Below are 23,082 nucleotides of genomic sequence, written 5' to 3'. Positions count from 1 at the left end.
ACAAAACAAAAAACCGTCCTGACAAGAAGTCAGGACGGTTTCAAAGCTAAAATTAGCCTAGTTGTTTTTTTGCAGCTTCTGCAAGCTGTGTAAATGCTTTTTCATCGCTGACTGCAAGATCAGCAAGCATTTTGCGGTTTACTTCAATGCCGGCAAGTTTCAAGCCGTGCATTAAACGGCTGTAAGAAAGACCGTTAATACGTGCAGCTGCGTTAATACGCGTGATCCACAATTTGCGGAAATCACGTTTTTTGTTACGGCGATCCCGGTATGCATATTGCAGGGATTTCATAACTTGTTGATTGGCAACTTTATATAAACGATGTTTCGAACCGAAATAACCTTTTGCTAACTTAAGAACCTTTTTACGACGTTTGCGTGTTACAGTACCGCCTTTTACGCGTGGCATACTATTTCCCTCCTAATGATGTTGCGTTGATTTTCTTACAGATTGTCAAGCATATGGCGAATGCGTTTGAAATCGCCTTTAGAAACCATTGCACTTTTGCGCAATTTACGTTTTTGCTTTGTAGATTTGTTTGCAAATAAGTGACTTGTATAAGCGTGGGAACGTTTCAGTTTACCTGAACCTGTTTTCTTGAAACGTTTGGCAGAACCACGGTGAGTTTTCATTTTTGGCATTTCGACTTCCTCCTCAAACTGGTTTACTTTTCGTTTTTCGACGCCATAATAAGGAACATACTACGGCCATCCATTTTCGGCTTAGACTCAATTGTCGCAACGTCCTTGCAAGCTTCTGCAAAGCGGTCAAGTACACGCTGGCCGATTTCTTTATGCGTAATCGCACGTCCTTTAAATCGGATCGATGCTTTTACTTTGTCACCCTTTTCCAAAAACTTAATCGCATTGCGAAGTTTTGTATCGAAATCGTGGTCATCAATGCTTGGGCTGAGACGCACTTCTTTCAATTGGATGATTTTTTGGTTTTTGCGGGCTTCCTTGTCTTTCTTCTGCTGTTCGAATTTGAATTTGCCATAGTCCATAATACGGGCTACCGGCGGTTTCGCATTCGGAGCAACAAGCACAAGGTCAAGATTAACGCGGCCGGCAATTTCAAGGGCTTCACGTTTTTGTTTAATGCCGAGCTGCTCACCATTTTGGTCAATCAAGCGTACTTCACGGGCACGGATGCCTTCGTTTAAATTCATGTCTTTGCTAATAATAAGCCACCTCCAGGTCATTTGAGAAAACACTGTTTAAAAGATAAGCGCACTGCTTGCATGAAAAAGGCGGAGCATCTGAAGTAGATGCCCCGCCAGTAAAAAGCCGACTAAACAGCTTTGTTGTTTACCATGTCAACCTGCCAACTTTTTTGTCAGACGAGGTGAGAAGCGGGTGCTTCTGCTTTCTTTTATATTGTGTTTTATTCACCTAAGTAACTATATCATATCTTCTTTCAAATGTCCAGTAGACTACTGAAAGAACCAACGTTTTAAATCATACCATTGCTTTTCAAAAAAAACAATAGTTTTTTTCTTAACGCTTGCCTTCTTTTTGGACATGCTCGCGAAAATCGTCGAAAGACATCGTTTCCGACTGTTGTTCGCCGTATTTACGGACATTAACCGAGCCGCTTTCAAGCTCTTTGTCGCCAACAACAAGCATGTATGGAATTTTCTTCATTTGTGACTCGCGAATTTTATAGCCGAGCTTTTCTTCGCGGCTATCCATTTCAACACGGATGCCTGCTGACTTCAATTGATCTTTCAATTGTTTTGCATAGTCATAATGAACTTCATTCGATACCGGGATGATTTGAACCTGTACCGGTGCAAGCCATGTTGGGAACGCACCTTTGTATTCTTCAATCAAGAAAGCGACAAACCGTTCCATCGTTGATACAACGCCGCGGTGGATAACAACCGGACGATGCTGCTTGCCGTCTTCACCGACATATGTTAAGTCAAAACGCTCCGGCAATAAGAAGTCCAGTTGAACGGTTGACAATGTTTCTTCTTTGCCAAGCGCCGTTTTTACCTGTACGTCAAGCTTCGGTCCGTAAAATGCAGCTTCATCTTCCGCCTCTACGTACTCCATACCAAGTTCATCCATTGCTTCTTTCAACATCGCCTGCGCTTTTTCCCACATTTCATCGTCATCGTAATATTTTTCTGTGTTCTCCGGATCACGATAGGACAAACGGAATGAATAATCGTTTAAGTCAAAGTCCTTGTAAACAGCCAGAACGAGCTCCACAACACGCTTCAGCTCATCTTTAATTTGATCTGGACGAACGAAAATGTGTGCATCATTTAGTGTCATGCCGCGGACTCTCTGCAAGCCAGCAAGAGCACCTGACATTTCATAGCGGTGCATTGTGCCAAGCTCAGCAATACGGATTGGCAATTCACGGTAGCTATGAATGTCATTTTTGTAAATCATCATGTGATGTGGGCAGTTCATTGGACGAAGCACAAGGTCTTCATTGTCCATTTCCATAACCGGGAACATGCCGTCCTGGTAATGGTCCCAGTGTCCGCTTGTTTTATACAATTCCACGCTTCCCATTACTGGTGTATACACGTGGTCATATCCAAGGCTTACTTCCTTATCGACAATGTAGCGCTCGATAATACGTCGGATTGTTGCACCTTTCGGGAGCCAAAGCGGAAGTCCTTGACCAACCTTTTGAGAATTTGTAAATAAATCAAGCTCTTTCCCAATTTTACGATGATCACGCTCTTTTGCTTCCTCAATCATTTTCAAATGATGCTCAAGCTCTTCTTTTTTGAAGAATGCTGTACCGTAAATGCGCTGAAGCATTTTATTATCAGAATTTCCCCGCCAGTACGCTCCGGCAATATTTAGTAATTTGAATTCTTTCAGTTTGCCAGTTGACGGCACATGTACACCTCGGCAAAGGTCAGTAAAATCGCCCTGCTCGTAAAGTGTCACTATTTCGTCAGCCGGAATCGCTTCAAGAAGTTCAATTTTGTATTCATCGCCAATTTTTTCGTAAAACGCTTTTGCTTCATCGCGTGTTACTTCTTTGCGGACAACCGGCACATTTTCATTAATGATTTTTTTCATTTCTTTTTCGATGACCGGCAAATCTTCCGGCGTAATCGACTCGTCTAAATCAATATCATAATAAAAACCGCCTTCAATAACCGGGCCGACACCAAGCTTTACTTTGTCCGCACCATATATACGCTTGAGCGCCTGCGCCATTAAGTGCGCTGTACTGTGGCGCAAAATTTCTAATGCGTCTGCATGATCCGGCGTGATAATTTCAATCGAACCGTCTTGTTCAATCGGTGTTTTTAAATCAATGGGCGTACCGGCTACTTTACCGGCTAGTGCTTTTTTGCGCAGCCCCGGACTGATCGACTGTGCGACATCCTCCATTGTTGTTCCAGCGGGAAATTCCTTTACGGCTCCATCCGGAAATGTTAATTGAATCGACATGTGTGTTGCCTCCTTTTTTCTAAAAACGACAAAAAACCCCGCTCCTCCATAAACGAAGGGGCGAGGTTTAATCGCGGTTCCACCCAACTTTCCGAGGGTAACCCCCGGCTCAATTGCAGTCAGATAACGGTCTGGTGCCGCCGCTTCTTAATCGAATTGATTCAGAAGCAGAGCTCGAGGGTGGTAAAAACATTTGTTCGCGACGGGAAAGTTGCAGCCGATGCTTTCCCTCTCTAAAGACGTCCCAAATGAAACATGTCCCTGTCTTAGCTTTTCATATGACGTTATTATAGTACCCATCCCATTCAAAATCAAGGGCGATTTTCGTAAGATACGAAAGTATATGTTTTGAGCGTTGTCCAGCTCCAGGCGCCATCGGCTCGTGGTCATAAGCCAAGCCCTTCTGGAGGCAAAAAGCGCCTCCGCCAGTCCTCGTCTTATGCTTGTCGCCAATAAGCAGGCGCCTTGCGCTTTTCTTATTGCCGCCGGTTTGCACCAGCCATCTCAACCGGAACTGTTAAATATTTAATGCGCTCCATAATCCGCGCCGCTTTTAATGCTTCTGATTCTCCGCGCTGTGAATGGGTTAAATGATGCTCAAGCTCCGCATAATTAAAATTCGATGTAAATAAAACCGGGAGTCCTTCTAACATTCGATGCTGTAAAATCGTGCCCAGTATATCATCACGAATCCAGCTTGACATCGTCTCCGCGCCGATATCGTCGATCATGAGGACAGGAGCTGACTTAACTGCCTCTACTTTCGCCCCTGTCGACTGGTCACTGAGTGACTGTTTCATTTCACGGACGAATTCCGGAAAATAAACTATCATTGATGCAATATGTTTTTCAGCTAGTTCATTGGCAATCGCGCCAAACAAAAAGGATTTTCCAACACCAAATTTCCCATGTATGTACAAGCCTTTTGACGTTTCTCCCAGCTTGTATCCATCCACAAAATCTTTCGCCGTTGACACTGCGCTCAACCGGCTTCGATTATCAAGCTCTACTTGTGCAAATGTAGCTTTCAGTACGTCACCCGGCATATAAAGACTTTTTACATGCCGCCTTAAATGCTTCATTTCGTCATCGCGGATTTTCCGCGAACAGCGTTTGTAATCAAGCTCCACTGCTTTATAACGCATAGCGAGCTCCGGTTCAAAACCGGCCATCACATTGATGCATCCATCAAGAGACGGACATTTACCGCAGTTATGGCTCTGAGTTGTATATTCATATAGTTTTCCCATCGCGCGCGCTACTTCTTTTTCGCCCAGCTCATGTTCTTTAATAAATGATTGAACCGTCTTATCTGACAGCACTTCCCGCTTCGTCTGTTCGTACTGTTCATTAAACCCGGGCGACGCTTTCATTTTCCCGAGTGCTTCATTAATCTTTTTCACCGGCCGACGCCCTCTCTGTTCGTTTTCGAAGTGCTTCCTCTAGCTTCTTTTTCTCTTCTTCAAAGCTTTGGTCAACTGTTTCCGGCTTTTCTTCTTTTTCAGTGAACCAGGATGGCAGTTTTTCCTGCCGGGTTGTTTTTCGGGTTCCAGCTGATTTTGGTGAACTTTTTGATTTCGTCCATTCATCCGACTGCTTTTGCTCACTTTTGGCGAGCTCAATGCCTTCTTTGGCTGTTTTAATTTTTTTCCGTGCCCATTGCGCCGCAATTTTGTCCATAAAGCTTTTTGACAGCTTCATATTTGATTTCAGCATAACATATTGAATGAGCGCATTCATTACTCCCGGCGTGAAATTGTACTGAAGCATAACTTGTTCAATTAATTTCATATCAACAGATGAAGGCGCTCTATCAGATATATCAACGATCATTTGATACGGGGTGACCGATTCACAATGGAAAACCAGCTTTTCTTCTTGTGTTTTCGGTTCAGCATTTGCTGCGCCCTCCTGCTTTTGAATACGGGGTGTCATATCCGGCAAACGTCCACCCGATTCAAATTGATACGCATTACGAGCCGACTTCCGAAGCTCATCCACGTCAATTTCATCTTGTTCATTTAACGAAGACAGGACCAGGTTTTTCATATCAAGCGGTCTGATCCCATATAAAAATGACAGCTTTTTAAGCGTTTCTTTTATAAATGGTGTCAAAGAAGAGGCGGGTATTAACGCATCTTTTAACGCACGCTCAAGCGCGGAAAAATCAAAAGATTCATTTAAAACGGGTCCTGTTTTGGTGCCCTTTGATGCTAAACGGCTGCCAGGCTCCGGGGTGCTGTCCAGTTCTGCTTCCTGCGCATCCATATAACCTGTTGAAAACACGTCAGCAAAGGCGTGTGTCACATCACGGAAATCAGGCGACTTCGGCTCACGGTCACAAAACATCCGCTTCAGCCGCAAAAAATGAGGCTTGCCAATTTTCCGGTACAAAAAAACATTTAATAAGCCGTCTGTAAAAAATTGATCCGGTGCGAGCGGCGGCAATAATTCGTATAAAAACCCCCGGCTTTCTTCTGTTTTTTTCACATATGTTTTTAACAAACCAATTCCTTCAAGCTTCAGCCGATCTTCATATATTTGCTGCGGACTGCAGCCGAGCGTATTCATTAAGTGATAATGCGGCGCGCTGCCTGATGACAGCTTGCCGTCCTCCACTTCCGCATACATGGTCATGTACAAGCTGAGCGCTTGCGCACCAATTAGCGGCTGGTACAAAAGCGTGATCACTTTTTGCTCAAGGCTGTCCACACAGCCGGACACTGTAATCGTATACGCGTCGGCAGGCTGCATTTCATTCCAGTGCCGATTCATGCTGTTCACCTCAATGCCTTCTTTAGATAAGAAGAAAAAAGCCCGGAGCAAGATCTCCCGGGATTTTATTTTTCTTTGTTAATAATGTCTTTTAACTCGTCTAAAAACACGTTAATATCTTTAAATTGCCGGTAAACGGATGCAAACCGGACATAGGCTACTTCGTCAATCGCCGACAGCCGGTCCATAACCATTTCGCCCACTTCATCCGACTGCACCTCGGATACACCTTTTGCACGCAGATCCCGTTCAATGTCGGCTGTCATTTTCTCAAGTGTTCCGAGTGGTACCGGCCGTTTCTCGCAAGCTTTTATCAGTCCGCGGAGCATTTTCTCACGGTTAAATTCTTCGCGCATCCCTTCTTTTTTTACGACAATGAGAGGTATATGCTCGACACGTTCAAACGTCGTAAACCGGTAGCCACATTTTTCACATTCGCGGCGCCGACGGATGGAATGCCCGTCATCTGCCGGGCGCGAATCGACTACTTTCGTCCCGTTAAAACGGCAGTCAGGGCAAATCATGATCAAATCAACTCCGATTTTAAGGATCAAATGCTAATAACGCGGCATCGTGCCGCAACGCATTTGTGACCCACATCATGTGGGCCCGGATCAAATGCTACTAATGCGGCATCAACCGCAACGCATTCGTGACCTGCATCGTGCAGGTCTTGTCTTTATCCTTTATCATACTAAAAAAAAGACGTCATGAAAATAGAAAAGAGGTGTATGAAAGTTCATACACCCCGTTTTGTTTACATAACGTTTGCAGTTTCTTTAAGTTGTGCGCGCACAGGACCCATGCCACGCGGCATCTCAATCGTTTCGCGCGTTTCAGCTTCAAGCGCATCTGCAATATAGTTCGCAGCAATATTTGGATCCAGATCCCCACATGTATAAACGTCAATGCTTGCGTATCCATGTTCCGGGAAGCTATGAATCGTTAAGTGAGACTCGGAGATAATGACGACTCCACTGACTCCCTGCGGAGCAAACTTGTGGAACGCGACTTCGCGAATTTCCGCACCTGATTTAAGAGCGGCGTCGACAAATGTTCTCTCGATGACTTCCATATCGTTTAATTTGTCAAAATTGCAGCCCCATAATTCTGAAATGACGTGACGACCCATTGTTTCCATGATCGTTCCCCCTTTTACAAAGTAGTTTTTGAATCAATTGTAAAAGTGATCACTGCCACGGGGGAAAGTTAGTCCGAAGAGGTCCTAACCCTTTAAGCATTTATTTCACAAATTTGAGTATACGACCTGCCACAACATTTTGCAACAAGTTTCTTTTATTTTTCCCAAAAGAAAAACTCCGGCAGGCACCGGAGCTTTTCGTTGCTTAATTTAAGCAGAAATATAGACTCTTTTCTTCATTTGTTCCGCCACAAAATGGACAAGATCAACGACCCGGCAAGAGTAGCCCCACTCATTATCGTACCAAGCAAGCACTTTTATTTTGCTGTCACCCATCACAATTGTTGTCAGTCCATCAACTGTAGAAGAATGCGGGTTTGTATTAAAATCAACTGACACAAGTGGTTCTTCCGTAAAATCTAAAATCCCTTTTAATTGGCCAGCAGCAGCTTCTTTAAATGCGTCATTTACTTCTTTTACTGTTACCGGCCGTTTTACATCCACAACAAGGTCGACGAGCGACACGTTAGATGTTGGCACACGAAGCGCCATGCCGTGCACCTTTCCTTTTAGCTGCGGCAAAACGAGTGACAGTGCTTTAGCCGCACCGGTTGACGTCGGAATGATCGACTGGGCGCAAGCACGGGCACGGCGTAAATCTTTATGTGGATTATCAATATTTTTTTGGTCATTTGTGTAGGCATGAACGGTTGTCATTAGGCCATTTTCGATGCCAAATTGTTCATCGAGTACTTTGGCAACCGGTGCAAGACAGTTTGTTGTGCAAGATGCATTTGAAATAATCTCGTGTTTCTCTACGTCCAGCACTTCTTCATTTACCCCCATTACGATGGTCACGTCTTCATTTTTCCCTGGCGCAGTGAGGACCACTTTTTTTGCTCCTGCCTGCAAATGAAGCGCTGCTTTTTCACGTGCGTTAAATTTGCCCGTCGCTTCGATGACAATGTCGATACCAAGTTTGTCCCACGGAAGTTCGAGTGGATCCCGGCTGGAAAGAAGCTGAACCCGTTTCCCATTAATAATAAGGGCATCTCCTTCTGTTTGCACATCCCCTTCGAATTTCCCATGATTCGTATCGTATTTGAGCAAATGAGCAAGAGTTTCCGCCGGATAGCTGGCGTTCACCGCTACAATATCAAGGTCATCGTCCAAAATCGCTTTGCGAAACACCATGCGGCCAATCCGGCCAAATCCGTTAATTGCTACTTTTGCTTTCATCATAAATGAGGGCCTCCCACAAATTAGTGTTATACTTTATATTTATTATCTGAATTTAGTATAACACATTAAAGTGAAAAAGAAATAATAAAATGACCCAATAAAATAAATCAGTTAATTTTGAAGAAAGGGACACAAAAAGACCCGATTAAGAATCGAGTCCTAATCGGGTTATCCAGTTGCTGAGTTGCTCTATTGTTTTTTCGATTGTTTCACTATTGTCGATTATGTCATCGGCGAGCGCTTTTTTCTCATTAATAGGCATCTGGGACTGAATCCGGGCAGCAGCTTCTTGCTCTGTATAACCATTTCGATCCATAAGCCGTTTTAGCTGAACAGCTGGTTCAACGTAAATAAGCAATGTACGGTCTGCCATCCATGTGAGCTTGCTTTCAAATAAAAGAGGAATATCAAAAATAATCGTTTCGTGCCCCGCCTCAATTGCGTTGTTCTTTTCAGACAGCATCCATGCTCGGACAGCTGGGTGAACAATGTCATTTAGCTGTTTTCGTTTGGATTCATCATGGAAAATGATTGATCCGAGCTTTTCACGATTCAATGTTCCATCTAGTGCTAAGATCTCACTGCCAAACACCTCAACAATTTTCAGTAGTGCTGGCTGCCCTGGCATGACAACAGCGCGGGCGGCGATATCTGCGTCGATAACTGTAAACCCCTTTTCTTTGAGCAGACTGCTGACTGTGCTTTTCCCGCTTGCAATTCCACCGGTTAATCCAATAATCATACTGAACCTTCAAGCGGCTGACAGTGCAGGCAAATATGTGTGCCACGTCCGCCGGTTTTCATCTTCACAATTTCCGCTCCGCATTCTACACACGCTTCCCCTGCACGTCCATATACGTTCAATACTTCTTGAAACGTCCCTTTTTGCCCTTGGCTGTTAAGATAAGTTCGAATCGTACTTCCGCCTCTTTCGACTGCTTCTGCTAATACGCTGATTGTATACAAGTGGATTTGTTTTGCTTCTTCTTTCGTAATCGTCCTGCTAACCCGATGTGGATGCACACGTGACCGAAACAATACTTCATCCACATAAATATTCCCAAGGCCAGTAACAATAATTTGATCAAGAAGTGCCGTTTTCACTTGTCTAGATGTTTTTTGCAGCTTTTCATGTAAATATTCTGGTGTAAAGCGTTCATCAAACGGCTCCGGACCAAGTGCTTTTAAAGAAGAAAGTTCGTTTTCTGTTCCTTTTGCTGTTAAATGCATCGTACCGAATTTGCGAACGTCCCGGTAGCGAAGCTCACTGCCGTCTGTAAATGAAAAGACAACGTGTGTATGCGGTGCTTCCGGTTCAGATGATTGATTAACACTGAATTTCCCTTCCATCCGTAAATGCGAAATAAGCGCGTAATGATCCAGCTGGAAAATTAAAAATTTCCCACGGCGGTCGATTGATCGGATCGTTTCACCAACTAGCGCATCACGAAATGGTTCGGCTTCCGGCTGCTTAATCATTTTTGGCCAGCGTATATCGACGCCAGCTATCGTTTTGCCCGCCGCAAGGTCTAATAATGTGCGGCGGACTGTTTCTACTTCCGGTAATTCCGGCATACTTCTCTCTCCTTACTTTGCATCGTACCATGTCGGTCCAAATGAATAGTCCACTTTGAGCGGGACATCCAGCTCAAAAGCATGCTCCATGACCTCCGGTACAATACGTTCCATTTGATCAATTTCTTCTTTTGGCACATCAAAGATCAGTTCATCGTGCACCTGTAATAACAGCTTGGATGTTAATTGTTCCTGCTCAAGCCGCTCGGCGACATCAATCATCGCTTTTTTAATAATATCGGCTGCACTTCCTTGAATCGGCGTATTCATTGCCGTACGCTCACCGAACGAACGCAAATTAAAGTTGCGGCTCGTTATTTCGGGGAGATAGCGGCGACGATTTAGCAGTGTTGTCACGTAGCCTTTTTCTTTTGCTTCACGAATAATCATGTCCATGTATTCTTTGACACCTGGATACGTCTTTAAATAACGGCCAATAAATTCAGCTGCGTCTTTCCGGGTAATTCCAAGATTTTGTGACAAGCCATAATCACTAATGCCATAAACAATACCGAAATTAACCGCCTTTGCCTGGCGCCGCATATTAGATGTTACAACACTTTCCTTAACATGGAACACTTCCATTGCAGTTGCGGTATGAATATCGAGCCCGTGCTTAAATGCGTCAATCAGTTTTTCATCCCCGCTTATATGAGCTAACACCCGCAGCTCAATTTGCGAATAATCAGCCGCAAACATGACGGAGTCCGCTTTTTCTGGAATAAACGCCTGCCGGATTTTCCGTCCTTCTTCCAAGCGGATCGGAATATTTTGCAGATTTGGATCAGTCGAGCTGAGCCGCCCTGTTTGAGTTAAAGCTTGATTAAAGCGCGTGTGAATTTTGCACGTGTTCGGATCCGCAACTTTAAGCAGCCCTTCGATGTATGTAGACTGCAGTTTGCCGATTTGGCGATAATCCAGGATATGCTGAACAATTTCATGTGACGGTGCTAATTTTTCCAGCACATCAGCGGATGTAGAATAGCCTGTCTTTGTTTTTTTCAGTGTCGGCAATCCAAGCTTCTCAAATAAAATAACCCCTAGCTGCTTCGGCGAATTAATATTAAAATCGGTTCCGGCAAGTGTATGAATCGTCTGTTCCATTTCAGCAAGCCGTTTTTTCAATTCTGTGCCCATTTCATTTAATCGGTTTATATCAACACGGACACCCTCTGATTCCACATCCGCTAAAATGAGCGCCAGCGGCAGTTCAAGCTCATCCAATAATTCGTTTTGACTATTTTGGGACAGCTCGTGCCGGCACGTTTCATCGAGACGGCTTAATGCTTCCGCCTTGGCACTAACATGTTTTGCATACACCTCTTCTGCCGGAAGCGCACGCTTTGCGCCTTTGCCATAAACCGCTTCATCTGATGCGATTCCCGTTTCGCCGTGCAGTTTCGCCACAGCCGCAAAATCTTCTGGTGATTCGGACGGATTGATCAAATAAGAAGCAAGAAATACATCAAAGTCAACACCGGCAATCTCAATACCATGGCGTCGCAGTGCAATAACAGTCCGTTTCGCATCAAAAACCGTTTTTCGAGCCGATTGGTTCTCTGCCCATTGTTTAAACGCAAGAGACGAAATAGCCGTTTCCCCAGACATAAAAATGGTATGTCCATTGCCGGATACAGCGATACCCGCAATCGGCGCTCTATGATAATTCACATCCATCATTTCCACATAAACGGCGTCTGCTTGTTTAAAATGAGCCGCTTCCGGTTCTGTGACGATCGTAAATGACACGTCTGTCATTTGTTCTGCTTCGGCCGTCCGATATATACCTTCAAGGAGCGTTTTAAATTCGAGGTCACGGTATAAATCATACAGTTCATCATCGTTTGCGCCATTGTATACAAGCCGTTCCATTGCCAGCTCAAGTGGTACAGTTCGTAAAATAGTGGCCAGCTGCTTGCTCATAACAGCCATATCTTTATGTTCAGTCAGTTTTTCTTTCAGCTTTGCTCCGCTTACTTGATCAATCGCCTCCAGCAGCGCTTCGACAGAATGAAATTGCTTCAACAGCTTAATCGCTGTTTTTTCACCAACGCCTGGTACACCCGGAATATTATCTGATGAGTCGCCCATCAGCCCTTTCATATCAATAATTTGAAGCGGCTTCAGCCCATATTTTTCTTGAACATGCTCTGGTGTATACTCTTCAATGTCGGTGATTCCTTTGCGTGTAATGCATACAGTCGTTTTGTCTGTTGCGAGCTGTGTTAAATCTTTATCACCTGAATACACTTTGACGATAAACCCTTCCCGCTCCGCTTCAAGAGACAGCGTTCCAATAATATCATCTGCTTCATAATTTTCCAGCTCAAAATACGGGATGCCGTACGCTTTTAATAATTCACGTACGTACGAAAACTGCTCGGAAAGCTCAGGCGGTGTTTTTTGGCGCGTCCCTTTATATTCTTTGAACGTTTCATGGCGAAATGTCGTTTTCCCTGCGTCAAACGCAACGAGCATATGGGTCGGCTGTTCATCTTTCACAATTTTATTAAGCATCATGGCAAAGCCGTACACAGCATTTGTATGCACACCTTTAGAATTGCTTAAAAGCGGCAGTGCAAAAAAAGCTCGGTACGCAATGCTGTTTCCGTCGATTAATACTAATTTTTTCTCCATAAATCCTCCTTTGCATCCAAGACTGAATGCATTAAAAAAGCCGTTGTTTTCTTTTTTATTCTACCATGCACGGTAGAATAAAAGAAAACAACGGCTTATATCCGTCCCGATAAAAAAAAGCGGCGGAGACCCATCAACAAGGGGACTCCGCCAAACAAAAGCTGGATAAAGGGGGTTGATACTTCATACTATACCAGATGAATATAAAATGAATGTAAACGATTCATTAATCTTTTGTAAAATCATTCGTCAGGTCTTTTCTAAATGAAACCGTAAACGATGTTCCTTCATTCATTTTACTTTCCACATTGATTTTCCCGTGATGGGCTTCCATAATATGCTTCACGATCGCAAGCCCAAGCCCTGTTCCGCCTGAATCCCGGCTCCGCGCCTTGTCAACCCGGTAAAAGCGCTCGAAAATACGCGGCAGCTCCATTTTTTCGATACCGATTCCTGTATCTGAGACCCTCACATTCACCATGCGGTCTGACTCGTTTCCTTCAATAAAAATCCGGCCGCCTTTTGGCGTATATAAAATGGCATTTGTAATTAAATTTAGAAACACTTGCTTCAGCCGGTATTCGTCTCCCTGAATCATTAAATGATCAGGCAAATTCACCCGCAGAACGATTTGTTTCGCTTCAAGCCGGCTTTCAAGTGTGACAATCATTTCTTTCATCAATTTGTTTAATGATACAGTCGTAATATTGATCGTAAGCCCTTTTTGTTCGATTTTTGACAGGTCTAAAAGATCCGCAACAAGCGTCTCCATCCGGCCGCTTTCTTTCCAAATAATCTCCAAAAACATTTTAGCAGCATCCGGATCATTCAATGCACCATCTAAAAGTGTTTCCGAAAAACCTTTAATCGACGTAATCGGTGTTTTTAATTCATGGGAAACATTCGCAACAAAATCTTTACGCATTTGCTCCAAGTGCTTGATTTCGGTTATATCATGAAATACAATCAGGATGCCTTTCCACTCGTCATTTGTACCAATAATCGGTGCGCCGGATACTTCAATTTCTTTTTCTTCCAGCTCGAATGGGATTTTAATTTGTCGGCGGACGTTTTTTTCCGTCATAAATACATCTTCCACTACTTTTATTACATCTTCCTGCGTAATCACTTCGTAATACCGTTTTTTAATAATTCGGCCTGTACTATACATTTTTTTAAACGAACGGTTTGCCATGACAATATATCCGCGATCATCAATAAGCAGTAAGCCGCTTTCAATATTTTCTATTAACGTAGTCAGACGATTTTGATGAACCTCCTGCGCCTGCATCATTTCCTGCAAATTTCGCGCTAAAATATTAATCGATGTGTTAAGCATTCCCACTTCATCCGGCGGAGTTTCATATGTGCGTGCCCGATAATTGCCTTTTGCCAGTTCAATGGCAACAGCTGTAGCGGATTCAATTGGCTTCACGTAACGACCCGTTATTTTTGTTCCGATCAAGACGATCAGCACAAGAGAAAACCCGAGTGACGCCAGTAAAATAAGCCAGATTTGCCCGTATATTTCATCGAGCGCCTCCACTCGCATGCTGACTACAACGTAGCCCTCCTGCTCGCCTTCTTCATTTAAAATATGCTCCCAATGATATTGAACGTCCAATTTTCGCAACAATGAATTTTTATAATTTTCTTCATTCAATGTACCTGAAATACGCTGTACAATATCATGGTGAATCGCTGTCTGCTGCTCATTTGCTCCGCCGCTGTCATAAAGAAGATTTCCGGCGTTATCCGCTACATTCAAGCGTGTATCCATTTGCTCGCTCCACTCCCCGAGCATAACAGGATCGAACGCTTTAACCCCTCCCCAATCTTCTATCGCACTGGCGAGTAAAGATGTTTCTCGTTCAAGACGGTCGTTAACCGTTGCCAAATAATACGATTTAAACATTTGACCAAGCCAAATGCCAAGTGCGACAAGTACGATGGCAATGAATGTGATAAGCGACAAGATCAGCCTTGTCCGAAAATTGATCATGCTTCTCTTGGTTCTTCCAATTTGTAGCCCAAACCGCGGATTGTTTTAATGTATTGTGGTTTTTTTGTATTTTCCTCCATTTTATCACGCAAGTGGCTAATATGAACATCTACGATACGTGTATCACCGACAAAGTCATATTTCCAGACAGCCGCAAGCAGCTGGTCACGTGTCAGCACTCTCGTTTTATTTTCAGCTAAAAACAGCAGCAGTTCAAATTCTTTTGGTGTTAAATCAATCAGGTTTTCTTTGTAATACGCTTCGTATTTTTCAGGAAACAGCTTTAAGTCAGCCACTTTAATTAACTCGCTGTCATCTACTTCTTCCTCAACCGGTTCTGCCGGCGCCTGCTGAACACGGCGCAAAATTGCTTTTACACGGGCAATCAATTCTCGCGGACTAAATGGTTTCGTCATGTAATCATCTGCTCCTAGTTCAAGGCCAAGTACTTTATCAAACTCTTCATCTTTGGCTGTTAGCATTAAAATCGGTGTCGTCACTCTTCTTTGACGAAGATCTTTGCACACTTCCATGCCATCAAACTTCGGGAGCATCCAATCCAAAATAATCAAATCAGGTGATACCGCTTCTGCCTGCTTAAGAGCTTCCTCTCCGTCACAAGCGGTTTCCACTTCAAAGCCCGCTTGTTCGAGGTTGTATTTAATTAATGTCACGATAGATGATTCATCATCCACGACTAGAATTTTTTTCATATGGCCCTCCTGATTCAAATGTCTATCTTCCATTATAACGAAATAATCATGCTTGAGAAAGAGCCGTTCTGCAAGGATTTGTATAAAAAAGAACCTGCCAATTGATGGCAGGTTCTTTAAAGCATATGTTTATGCAAGAACAGACATGACATTGCGTACAGCGTCAGCAGACTTGTCAAGACCTGCTTTTTCATCTGCAGTCAATTCGAGTTCAATGATCTTTTCAATGCCGTTGCCGCCAAGGATTGTCGGGACGCCCAAGTACAATTTATCGTAACCGTACTCGCCTTCGAGATAAGCAATTGCGGGCAAAATGCGGCGCTGATCTTTTAGGATGGCCTCTGTCATCTCAACAAGTGATGCCGCTGGTGCATAGTATGCTGAACCGTTGCCTAGAAGCTGAACAATTTCGCCGCCGCCTTTACGCGTGCGTTCAACGATTGCATCTAAACGATCTTTCGGAATTAATGTTTCAAGCGGGATGCCGCCTGCATATGAATAACGAACAAGCGGTACCATGTCATCACCGTGACCGCCAAGAACAAAACCTGTTACATCTTTAACTGATACTTTCAATTCTTGTGCAACGAATGTACGGAAACGAGCTGTATCCAGGACGCCTGATTGGCCGATAACACGGTTTTTCGGGAATCCAGATTCTTTTAAAACAGTATAAGTCATTGCATCAACTGGATTTGTTAACACGATAATCGTACAATCTGGAGCATGTTTGACGATTTCAGCTGTAACAGATTTCATTACTTTTTGGTTCGTCTGAACAAGGTCATCACGGCTCATGCCTGGTTTACGCGCAATTCCCGCTGTGATAATAACAATATCAGAACCCGCTGTATCTGCATAATCTGATGTACCTGTAATGTTTGCGTCAAATCCTTGAACCGGGCTTGCTTCTAACATATCCAAAGCTTTCCCTTTTGTAGGACCGTCTGCTTGTGGGATATCTACTAGGACAACATCTGCCAATTCTTTTTGTGCAAGAAAGAACGCTGTTGTTGCACCCGTGAATCCGCCACCGATTACAGAAACTTTTTTGCGATTGTATGCTGTCATAATAAAACTCCCCCTTTATTTGTATAAATCAGTATGTATATGCTCTCCGTAATGGAGAGCATTGGCCGTTATAGGTTTTTAATTAATTCATCTGCGAATTCAGAGCATTTCACTTCTGTTGCGCCATCCATAAGGCGGGCAAAGTCATATGTAACCACTTTAGAAGAGATCGTTTTTTCCACTGATTTCGTGATCGCACTTGCTGCTTCTGTCCAGCCAAGGTGCTCAAGAAGCAAAACGCCTGACAATAATACAGATGATGGGTTTACTTTATCAAGACCAGCGTACTTTGGTGCTGTTCCGTGTGTTGCTTCAAAAATCGCATGGCCTGTTTCGTAGTTAATATTTGCGCCTGGTGCGATACCGATTCCGCCTACTTGCGCTGCAAGAGCATCAGAAATGTAATCACCGTTCAAGTTCATTGTTGCGACAACATCGAACTCTTTCGGACGAGTCAAAATTTGCTGCAGGAAGATGTCGGCAATGGAATCTTTTACGATCAATTTGCCCGCTGCTTCAGCGTCAGACTGTGCTTTGTTCGCAGCATCTGTGCCTTCTGCTTCTTTAATTTTATCGTATTGCTCCCATGTAAAGACTTGATCGCCGAATTCTTTCTCAGCAAGATCATAGCCCCAGCTTTTAAACGCACCTTCTGTAAATTTCATAATGTTGCCTTTATGAACGAGCGTCAGAGACTTGCGGCCTTCTTTTAATGCATAGTTAATTGCGGAACGTACAAGGCGCTCTGTTCCTTCTTTTGAGATTGGCTTAATGCCAATTCCTGATGTTTCAGGGAAACGAATTTTATTTACGCCCATTTCATTTTTAAGGAATTCGATGACTTTTTTCACTTCGTCAGAACCTTCTGCATACTCAATTCCTGCATAGATATCTTCTGTGTTTTCACGGAAAATAACCATATCTGTATCTTCAGGGCGTTTTACCGGTGAAGGTACGCCATCAAAATAACGAACTGGACGAAGGCACGTGAAAAGATCCAATTCTTGACGAAGTGCCACGTTCAATGAACGAATTCCGCCGCCAACTGGAGTTGTAAGTGGACCTTTAATTGCGATTAAGTATTCATCAATTTGCTCAAGCGTTTCTTTTGGAAGCCATTCGCCTGTTTGATTGAATGCTTTTTCACCGGCAAGAACTTCTTTCCAGATGATTTTCTTTTCACCATTGTATTCTTTTTCAACTGCTGCATCTAATACGCGTGATGCTGCTGCCCAAATATCAGGACCGATTCCATCGCCTTCAATAAAAGGAACGACGGGATTGTTTGGTACGTTTAATACGCCGTCTTGCATTGTAATTTTTTCGCCTTGAGTCATCTTAAAATTCCTCCAATTCCATGTTCAAAGGTTAGAGGATTCGTGCCCTAACCTTTGTTTGCCATCTTCCATATTACACTAGTTATTTATTTGTTTGCAAATGCTTTCTTAATCAGGTACGTTGGTCGATCGACACGTATTTTTGCATATCTGGACCTGTATATTCCGCCCGTGGACGGATCAGTCTGTTATTGGCATACTGCTCGAGAATATGCGCGATCCAGCCAGATACACGACTCACAGCAAAAATAGGAGTGAACAAATCGTGCTCAATGCCGAGGCTATGGTAAACGGATGCCGAATAGAAGTCAACATTTGGTGGAAGATTTTTGTTGCCTGTTACAAGTTCTTCAATTTCAATCGACATATTATAAAGCTCAGGCTCACCGTTTTGCTCCGTCAAGCGCTTTGACATCTCACGAAGGTGCTTCGCGCGCGGGTCGCCTTGACGATAAACACGGTGTCCAAAGCCCATGATTTTTTCCTTATTGTTTAGCTTTTCAAGAATGTATGGCTCCACATTATCAGCTGAGCCGATTTCTGTAAGCATTTTCATAACTTGTTCGTTTGCGCCGCCATGAAGAGGACCTTTAAGTGCACCAAGAGCAGCTGTTACACCAGAATACATATCAGATAACGTTGCCACGCATACACGCGCTGTAAATGTGGAAGCATTTAGTTCATGATCTGCATGAAGAACGAGTGCCTTATCGAATGCCTCAATTTCCACTGCTGTCGGCTCATTGCCGGAAAGCATATACAAGAAGTTTTCCGCGATGCCATATTCTTTTTTCGGCGCAATCGGCTCTTGTCCTTTACGGATGCGTGCAAATGCTGTAACCAGTGCCGGAATTTTTGCTTGAATACGAATTGCTTTACGATAGTTGGCTTCATCTGTCATAACATCTGCTTCTTCGTCATAAAGACCGAGTAATGAAACGGATGAACGGAGCGCCGCCATTGGATGAACTTTGTCAATTGGATACATTTTGAAATGATCCATAATTTCCTGAGGGATGTCATAGCTTTCCGATAGCTGTAATTTCAGCTCGTCCAGCTGTGCCTGTGTCGGAAGGCTGCGGTGCCAAAGCAAATAAATCACTTCTTCAAAGCTCGCATTTTCAGTCAGATCATCAATGTCATAACCTGCGTATGTAAGTGTGTCATCAATGATTGAACTGACAGATGACGTTGTAGCAACTACTCCTTCGAGTCCGCGTGCAGTAGTCATAATTATCTCTCCTTCGCCTGTTTATTTCCCCATTACCCGCTTTTTTATTTGTTTGTATGTGCATTCTGAGCAACTGCTCAGTACCATTTTGAAAATAAAAAAGCTTATGTAAAATTGTATACCACTTTTCCGAACAAAAAAAATTGGTGCAATGTTCAAAAAGGTGTGCGCTTACATTGCTTATTATAAACAATCTATACAGGTTTGTGAATCAAAACGTGTCAAATCGTTCAAAATTTTTTTAGAAAATAGCAAAATTCCGAACATAACATGCTCGGAATTTATGGTATTATAATATGTTCCGGCTTAAAAATCAGAACGTCTATTCATTCTTTCCGCCGTTTTATATGCGTCATAAATGCCCCAGATCCATACAATCGGATAGGTCACAAAGCCGATTAACACCCACATTAACGCTGCATTCACTATTTGTACGACAATTAAAATAAGGCCTTTTATAATTTGGCCGTTATAAATTTGGCCGACTCCCGTCCAAAACACGCTCAATACAGCGGCAATACCCGGATTTTTCGTTAACACCGTGCTCATCCCCTTTTTTATCTTCTTATATTATATGCTTACGGATAACCCGGTAAAAAAGTTTCGCTTTTCGGTTACTGGAACAAAGAAAATAATTTCATTGCATAATACGCAATGCCTGCACCGATTAACGGACCGACTGGAACACCGTTGAAAAGGGCTACAGCTAATACTGTGCCCAATACAAGTGCTGTTGTTATATGCGGATCTTCCGCCAAAAGCACAATCCCATTTTTTGCGATTAGCGCAACAAGAATACCGGCCGCTAGCGCAATCCAGGCGTATGGCGATTTTAATGCTGCCCCTAGTTCCTTGAAGCCAATTGCACCTGTTGCAATCGGGATAAGTACCGCTATTGTAATAACTGTTACACCCCAGTTTATACCGTTTTTTTGCATCAAATCAAACCATTTCATATCGAGACCCACTGCTTTTAAGGCAAGCAAAAGGGCAGATGCGAAAAGCAATGATTGATTTTTCGCGATCATGCTGATTATGACCAATAAAAGCAAAAATAAATATGCCTGCATGTGTTCACCTCTAAAAAAAAGACGCATGGACATGCCCATTTCTTCATACGAGTATAAGAGAGATGGAGGCATGTACCATGCGGATGATTATACAATATGTTCTCGTTAGTGCGGTCTTGCTTTCTATTTACTGGCTGCTGCCGATTTTCAAGCCTTTTTTAGCCGGGGCATTTTTTGCCGCTGTTTTGCATAAACCAGCCCACTTCATTCAAAAAAAAGCGGGTGTATCCCGAAACGTTGCTGTGCTCGCTTCTCTAGGATGGATTCTGTGCCTATTTTCGGCTGGTCTGTTTTTATTCGGCTGGATCGGCGCCCGAACAGCTTCACACATCCATTATGTGATTCCTCATTACATTCCGGTCGCTACAGCGCATTTAGAACAGTTAATTAATAGCATTACGGCTTTTCTAACAGAAGATCAAAAAGAGCTTCTAGTACAGTCTTTATACGATGTTGAAACAGCTATTGGCAACACTATTGAAGAATACGCGGGAAAATGGCTGCTCATAGGCACATCTTATTTTCTCGCTCTTTCAGGAACAGCAGTTGAAGTATTAATTGCCATACTGGCTGCATTTTTCATTGCAAAGGATGGTTCTTCCTTTATTTCAATCCTGCCTGAATCCATCCGTGAAAAAACAGCTATTGCTGCAAATGATTTTTCTGCTTCTTTTTATGCATACGGTTATGCCCAAGTGCAGCTTTTTGCCGCTACTTTTGCCGCTGCATGTATTGGTTTTTTTCTGTTGCATATCCCCCACGTGCTGGAGCTTGCTTTTTTAACGGCAGTGCTTGAGTTCTTGCCCATCATCGGGTCAAGCTTACTGTTTCTTCCATGGGTGTTTTTCTGCATACTCACCGGCCAAACAAAAATCGCCGTTTTTGCCGCCATTCTTTACGTAGTAATTACGATCATGCGCCAGCTGCTTGAACCAAAACTCGTGGCCGATTCAGCTGGACTGCATCCGCTTGCTGTTTTATTTGCAGCATTTGCTGGTTACCATTTAGCAGGCATTTTTGGTTTAATGACAGGACCTCTGTTTTTGCTTGCTTGTTCGTCCGTGTATCGCTCTCGCTTGTTGTTTACAAAACGTTAGCGTGACCATTGTAGATAATACCGCGTGCTGCATCAACTGTAATTTCCTGTCCGTCTGAGAGTGTTGTTAAAGCTCCTTCTACATCAACGATAACCGGAATGCCTAGATTAATGCCAACAACAGCTGCATGACTCGTTAATCCGCCTTCTTCCGTAATAATAGCACTGCATTTTTCAATAGCAGGCATCATTTCACGGTCGGTTCCGTATGTGACAAGGATGTCGCCTTGCTTTACTTTTTCAAGTGCTTCAGATGATGTTTTCGCCGTTACCACTTTCCCGTATGCAGAATGACGGCCGATACCTTGTGCTTTCACTAAAATATCACCGACAACGTGGATTTTCATTAAGTTTGTTGTTCCGGATTCACCTACTGGAACTCCCGCAGTAATCACAACAAGTTCACCGTGGCTGATCATGCCTTCGTCCAAACAATGAACAACCGCATTATCAAGCATTTCATCTGTAGAAGATACGCTTAGTCCCATAAGAGGCACTACACCCCAGACAAGTGAAAGGCTTCTTGTGACACGCTCACTATCTGTCACCGCATAAATAGATGCTTTTGGACGGTAGCGTGAAATCATTCGTGCTGTATGGCCGCTTGACGTTGGCGCAATAATAGCGCGTACTTCAAGTGCTTCTGCTGTTTTCGCAACAGACTGCCCAATGGCATCCGTCATTGTCATGCGCCCTGTATTGTTGCGGCGGCGTGGCGGAATGTCTTTCATTTGCAATTCTGCTTCTGCCCGAACAGCAATGTTATGCATTGTTTGAACGGCTTCAAGCGGGTAAGTACCAGCTGCCGTTTCACCTGATAGCATAATGGCATCCGTTCCGTCAAAAATTGCGTTGGCCACATCACTTGCCTCTGCACGGGTTGGGCGTGGATTACGCTGCATCGAATCAAGCATTTGTGTAGCAGTAATAACTGGTTTGCCCAGCAGGTTGCATTTTTTGATAAGCTGTTTCTGAACAATCGGCACTTCTTCAGCCGGAATTTCCACACCAAGATCCCCACGCGCTACCATTAAGCCGTCAGCTACTTCAAGGATGTCATCAATGTTATCGACACCTTCCTGGTTCTCAATTTTCGGGATAATTTGAATGTGAGCCGCTTTGTTTTTTTCCAAAAGCTCACGAATATCCAATACATCAGATGTACGACGGACAAAAGAGGCGGCGATAAAGTCTACGTCCTGCTCGATGCCAAAACGAATGTCCTCTGCGTCTTTTTCTGTAATTCCTGGCAATTTAACGGAAACGCCCGGAACGTTTACCCCTTTTTTGTTTTTTAGCGTACCGCTGTTTAAAATGCGAACGCCAATTTCGCCTTTTTCACGATCAATGCCTGTGACAAGAAGACCAATTAAGCCATCATCAAGTAAAATGCTGGAGCCTGGCTCCACATCATCAATTAAACCTGAATACGTAATTGAAAATTTTTCAGGTGTTCCGAGCACTTCTGTCATCGAAACAACGGCGTCTTTTCCGCTTTCGAGCTCAATAGATCCGTTTTCCATTTGGTGTGTGCGAATTTCAGGACCTTTCGTGTCAAGTAAAATCGCGACCGTTCTCCCCGTATTTTTTGCTGCCTGGCGAATATTTTGAATACGCGCCCCATGCTCTTCATGGCTTCCATGAGAGAAGTTCAAACGGGCAACGTTCATCCCTGCTTTTATTAACGATTCAAGCGTTTCAAGACTTTCACTTGCCGGTCCGATTGTACAGACGATTTTCGTTTTTTGCATCAATAGTTCCTC

Annotated in this window: 21 protein-coding genes and 1 other annotated feature; of the genes, 1 reads left to right on the top strand and 20 read right to left on the bottom strand. The window is 43.5% G+C overall.

Features of this window, described 5'->3' with window-relative positions; translation table 11 throughout:
* Positions 1 to 52: 52 nt before the first annotated feature.
* From rplT to NLX67_RS08825, 19 genes are all read right to left on the bottom strand, one after another.
* Positions 53 to 409 (bottom strand): 50S ribosomal protein L20, encoded by a 357-nt coding sequence (gene rplT, locus NLX67_RS08915; protein ID WP_046178597.1) that lies wholly within the window; start codon positions 407 to 409, stop codon positions 53 to 55.
* A 35-nt stretch (positions 410 to 444) separates the two neighbouring features.
* Positions 445 to 642: a 50S ribosomal protein L35 gene (rpmI, locus tag NLX67_RS08910; RefSeq protein WP_046178596.1), complete on the bottom strand. Its 198-nt coding sequence runs from the start codon at positions 640 to 642 to the stop codon at positions 445 to 447.
* 23 nt (positions 643 to 665) lie between these two features.
* Entirely contained in the window at positions 666 to 1,184 is a 519-nt protein-coding gene (gene infC / locus NLX67_RS08905; protein ID WP_156153964.1) for a translation initiation factor IF-3, read from the bottom strand.
* A gap of 52 nt (positions 1,185 to 1,236) precedes the next feature.
* Positions 1,237 to 1,374, bottom strand: a sequence feature (ribosomal protein L20 leader region).
* A gap of 123 nt (positions 1,375 to 1,497) precedes the next feature.
* Positions 1,498 to 3,429 carry a threonine--tRNA ligase gene (gene thrS, locus NLX67_RS08900; RefSeq protein ID WP_254311450.1) on the bottom strand — a complete coding sequence of 644 codons (1,932 nt, stop codon included), beginning with the start codon at positions 3,427 to 3,429 and terminating at the stop codon, positions 1,498 to 1,500.
* Between the two features lie 476 nt (positions 3,430 to 3,905).
* Complete coding sequence (gene dnaI / locus NLX67_RS08895; RefSeq protein WP_254311448.1) at positions 3,906 to 4,832, bottom strand: primosomal protein DnaI; 927 nt, start codon at positions 4,830 to 4,832, stop codon at positions 3,906 to 3,908.
* Entirely contained in the window at positions 4,819 to 6,204 is a 1,386-nt protein-coding gene (locus tag NLX67_RS08890; protein ID WP_254311576.1) for a replication initiation and membrane attachment family protein, read from the bottom strand. The genes dnaI and NLX67_RS08890 overlap by 14 nt, the downstream gene beginning before the upstream one ends.
* Before the next feature lie 65 nt (positions 6,205 to 6,269).
* The gene (gene nrdR, locus NLX67_RS08885) at positions 6,270 to 6,728 is read right to left on the bottom strand and encodes a transcriptional regulator NrdR (RefSeq protein WP_046178591.1); all 459 of its coding nucleotides are present in this window, start codon (positions 6,726 to 6,728) and stop codon (positions 6,270 to 6,272) included.
* Between the two features lie 233 nt (positions 6,729 to 6,961).
* Positions 6,962 to 7,345 carry an adenosylmethionine decarboxylase gene (gene speD / locus NLX67_RS08880; protein WP_046178590.1) on the bottom strand — a complete coding sequence of 128 codons (384 nt, stop codon included), beginning with the start codon at positions 7,343 to 7,345 and terminating at the stop codon, positions 6,962 to 6,964.
* Positions 7,346 to 7,555: 210 nt separating this feature from the next.
* Positions 7,556 to 8,584 (bottom strand): glyceraldehyde-3-phosphate dehydrogenase, encoded by a 1,029-nt coding sequence (locus NLX67_RS08875; RefSeq protein WP_046178933.1) that lies wholly within the window; start codon positions 8,582 to 8,584, stop codon positions 7,556 to 7,558.
* 148 nt (positions 8,585 to 8,732) lie between these two features.
* Positions 8,733 to 9,329, bottom strand: coding sequence for a dephospho-CoA kinase (gene coaE / locus NLX67_RS08870; protein WP_254311446.1), 597 nt, complete (start codon positions 9,327 to 9,329; stop codon positions 8,733 to 8,735).
* Positions 9,326 to 10,162 carry a DNA-formamidopyrimidine glycosylase gene (mutM, locus tag NLX67_RS08865; RefSeq protein ID WP_046178588.1) on the bottom strand — a complete coding sequence of 279 codons (837 nt, stop codon included), beginning with the start codon at positions 10,160 to 10,162 and terminating at the stop codon, positions 9,326 to 9,328. Before mutM ends, coaE begins: the two co-directional genes overlap by 4 nt.
* A 12-nt stretch (positions 10,163 to 10,174) precedes the next feature.
* On the bottom strand, positions 10,175 to 12,799 hold the full coding sequence (gene polA, locus NLX67_RS08860) for a DNA polymerase I (protein WP_254311444.1): 2,625 nt from the start codon (positions 12,797 to 12,799) through the stop codon (positions 10,175 to 10,177).
* Between the two features lie 226 nt (positions 12,800 to 13,025).
* Positions 13,026 to 14,801 (bottom strand): two-component system histidine kinase PnpS, encoded by a 1,776-nt coding sequence (gene pnpS, locus NLX67_RS08855; protein WP_046178586.1) that lies wholly within the window; start codon positions 14,799 to 14,801, stop codon positions 13,026 to 13,028.
* Complete coding sequence (locus tag NLX67_RS08850; protein ID WP_046178585.1) at positions 14,798 to 15,514, bottom strand: response regulator transcription factor; 717 nt, start codon at positions 15,512 to 15,514, stop codon at positions 14,798 to 14,800. The genes pnpS and NLX67_RS08850 overlap by 4 nt, the downstream gene beginning before the upstream one ends.
* Positions 15,515 to 15,643: 129 nt before the next feature.
* Entirely contained in the window at positions 15,644 to 16,585 is a 942-nt protein-coding gene (gene mdh, locus NLX67_RS08845) for a malate dehydrogenase (protein ID WP_046178584.1), read from the bottom strand.
* A gap of 68 nt (positions 16,586 to 16,653) precedes the next feature.
* Positions 16,654 to 17,922 (bottom strand): NADP-dependent isocitrate dehydrogenase, encoded by a 1,269-nt coding sequence (icd, locus tag NLX67_RS08840; protein ID WP_046178583.1) that lies wholly within the window; start codon positions 17,920 to 17,922, stop codon positions 16,654 to 16,656.
* Between the two features lie 112 nt (positions 17,923 to 18,034).
* Entirely contained in the window at positions 18,035 to 19,153 is a 1,119-nt protein-coding gene (gene citZ / locus NLX67_RS08835) for a citrate synthase (RefSeq protein WP_046178582.1), read from the bottom strand.
* Between the two features lie 306 nt (positions 19,154 to 19,459).
* The gene (locus tag NLX67_RS08830; RefSeq protein WP_046178581.1) at positions 19,460 to 19,702 is read right to left on the bottom strand and encodes a hypothetical protein; all 243 of its coding nucleotides are present in this window, start codon (positions 19,700 to 19,702) and stop codon (positions 19,460 to 19,462) included.
* Between the two features lie 65 nt (positions 19,703 to 19,767).
* On the bottom strand, positions 19,768 to 20,223 hold the full coding sequence (locus NLX67_RS08825) for a DUF441 domain-containing protein (RefSeq protein ID WP_046178580.1): 456 nt from the start codon (positions 20,221 to 20,223) through the stop codon (positions 19,768 to 19,770).
* Between the two features lie 77 nt (positions 20,224 to 20,300).
* Here NLX67_RS08825 and ytvI point away from each other — a divergent pair, with 77 nt between their 5' ends.
* Entirely contained in the window at positions 20,301 to 21,320 is a 1,020-nt protein-coding gene (gene ytvI / locus NLX67_RS08820) for a sporulation integral membrane protein YtvI (RefSeq protein WP_254311442.1), read from the top strand.
* Here the strand turns inward: ytvI and pyk are convergent.
* Complete coding sequence (gene pyk, locus NLX67_RS08815) at positions 21,307 to 23,070, bottom strand: pyruvate kinase (RefSeq protein WP_046178578.1); 1,764 nt, start codon at positions 23,068 to 23,070, stop codon at positions 21,307 to 21,309. The genes ytvI and pyk overlap by 14 nt on opposite strands.
* Between the last annotated feature and the right edge of the window lie 12 nt (positions 23,071 to 23,082).

This window comes from Domibacillus sp. A3M-37 (genome assembly GCF_024213455.1).
GTDB classification, from domain to species: domain Bacteria; phylum Bacillota; class Bacilli; order Bacillales; family Domibacillaceae; genus Domibacillus; species Domibacillus tundrae.
Note: the sequence above shows the minus strand (reverse complement) of the source record. Positions and strands in the feature narration are given on the sequence as shown.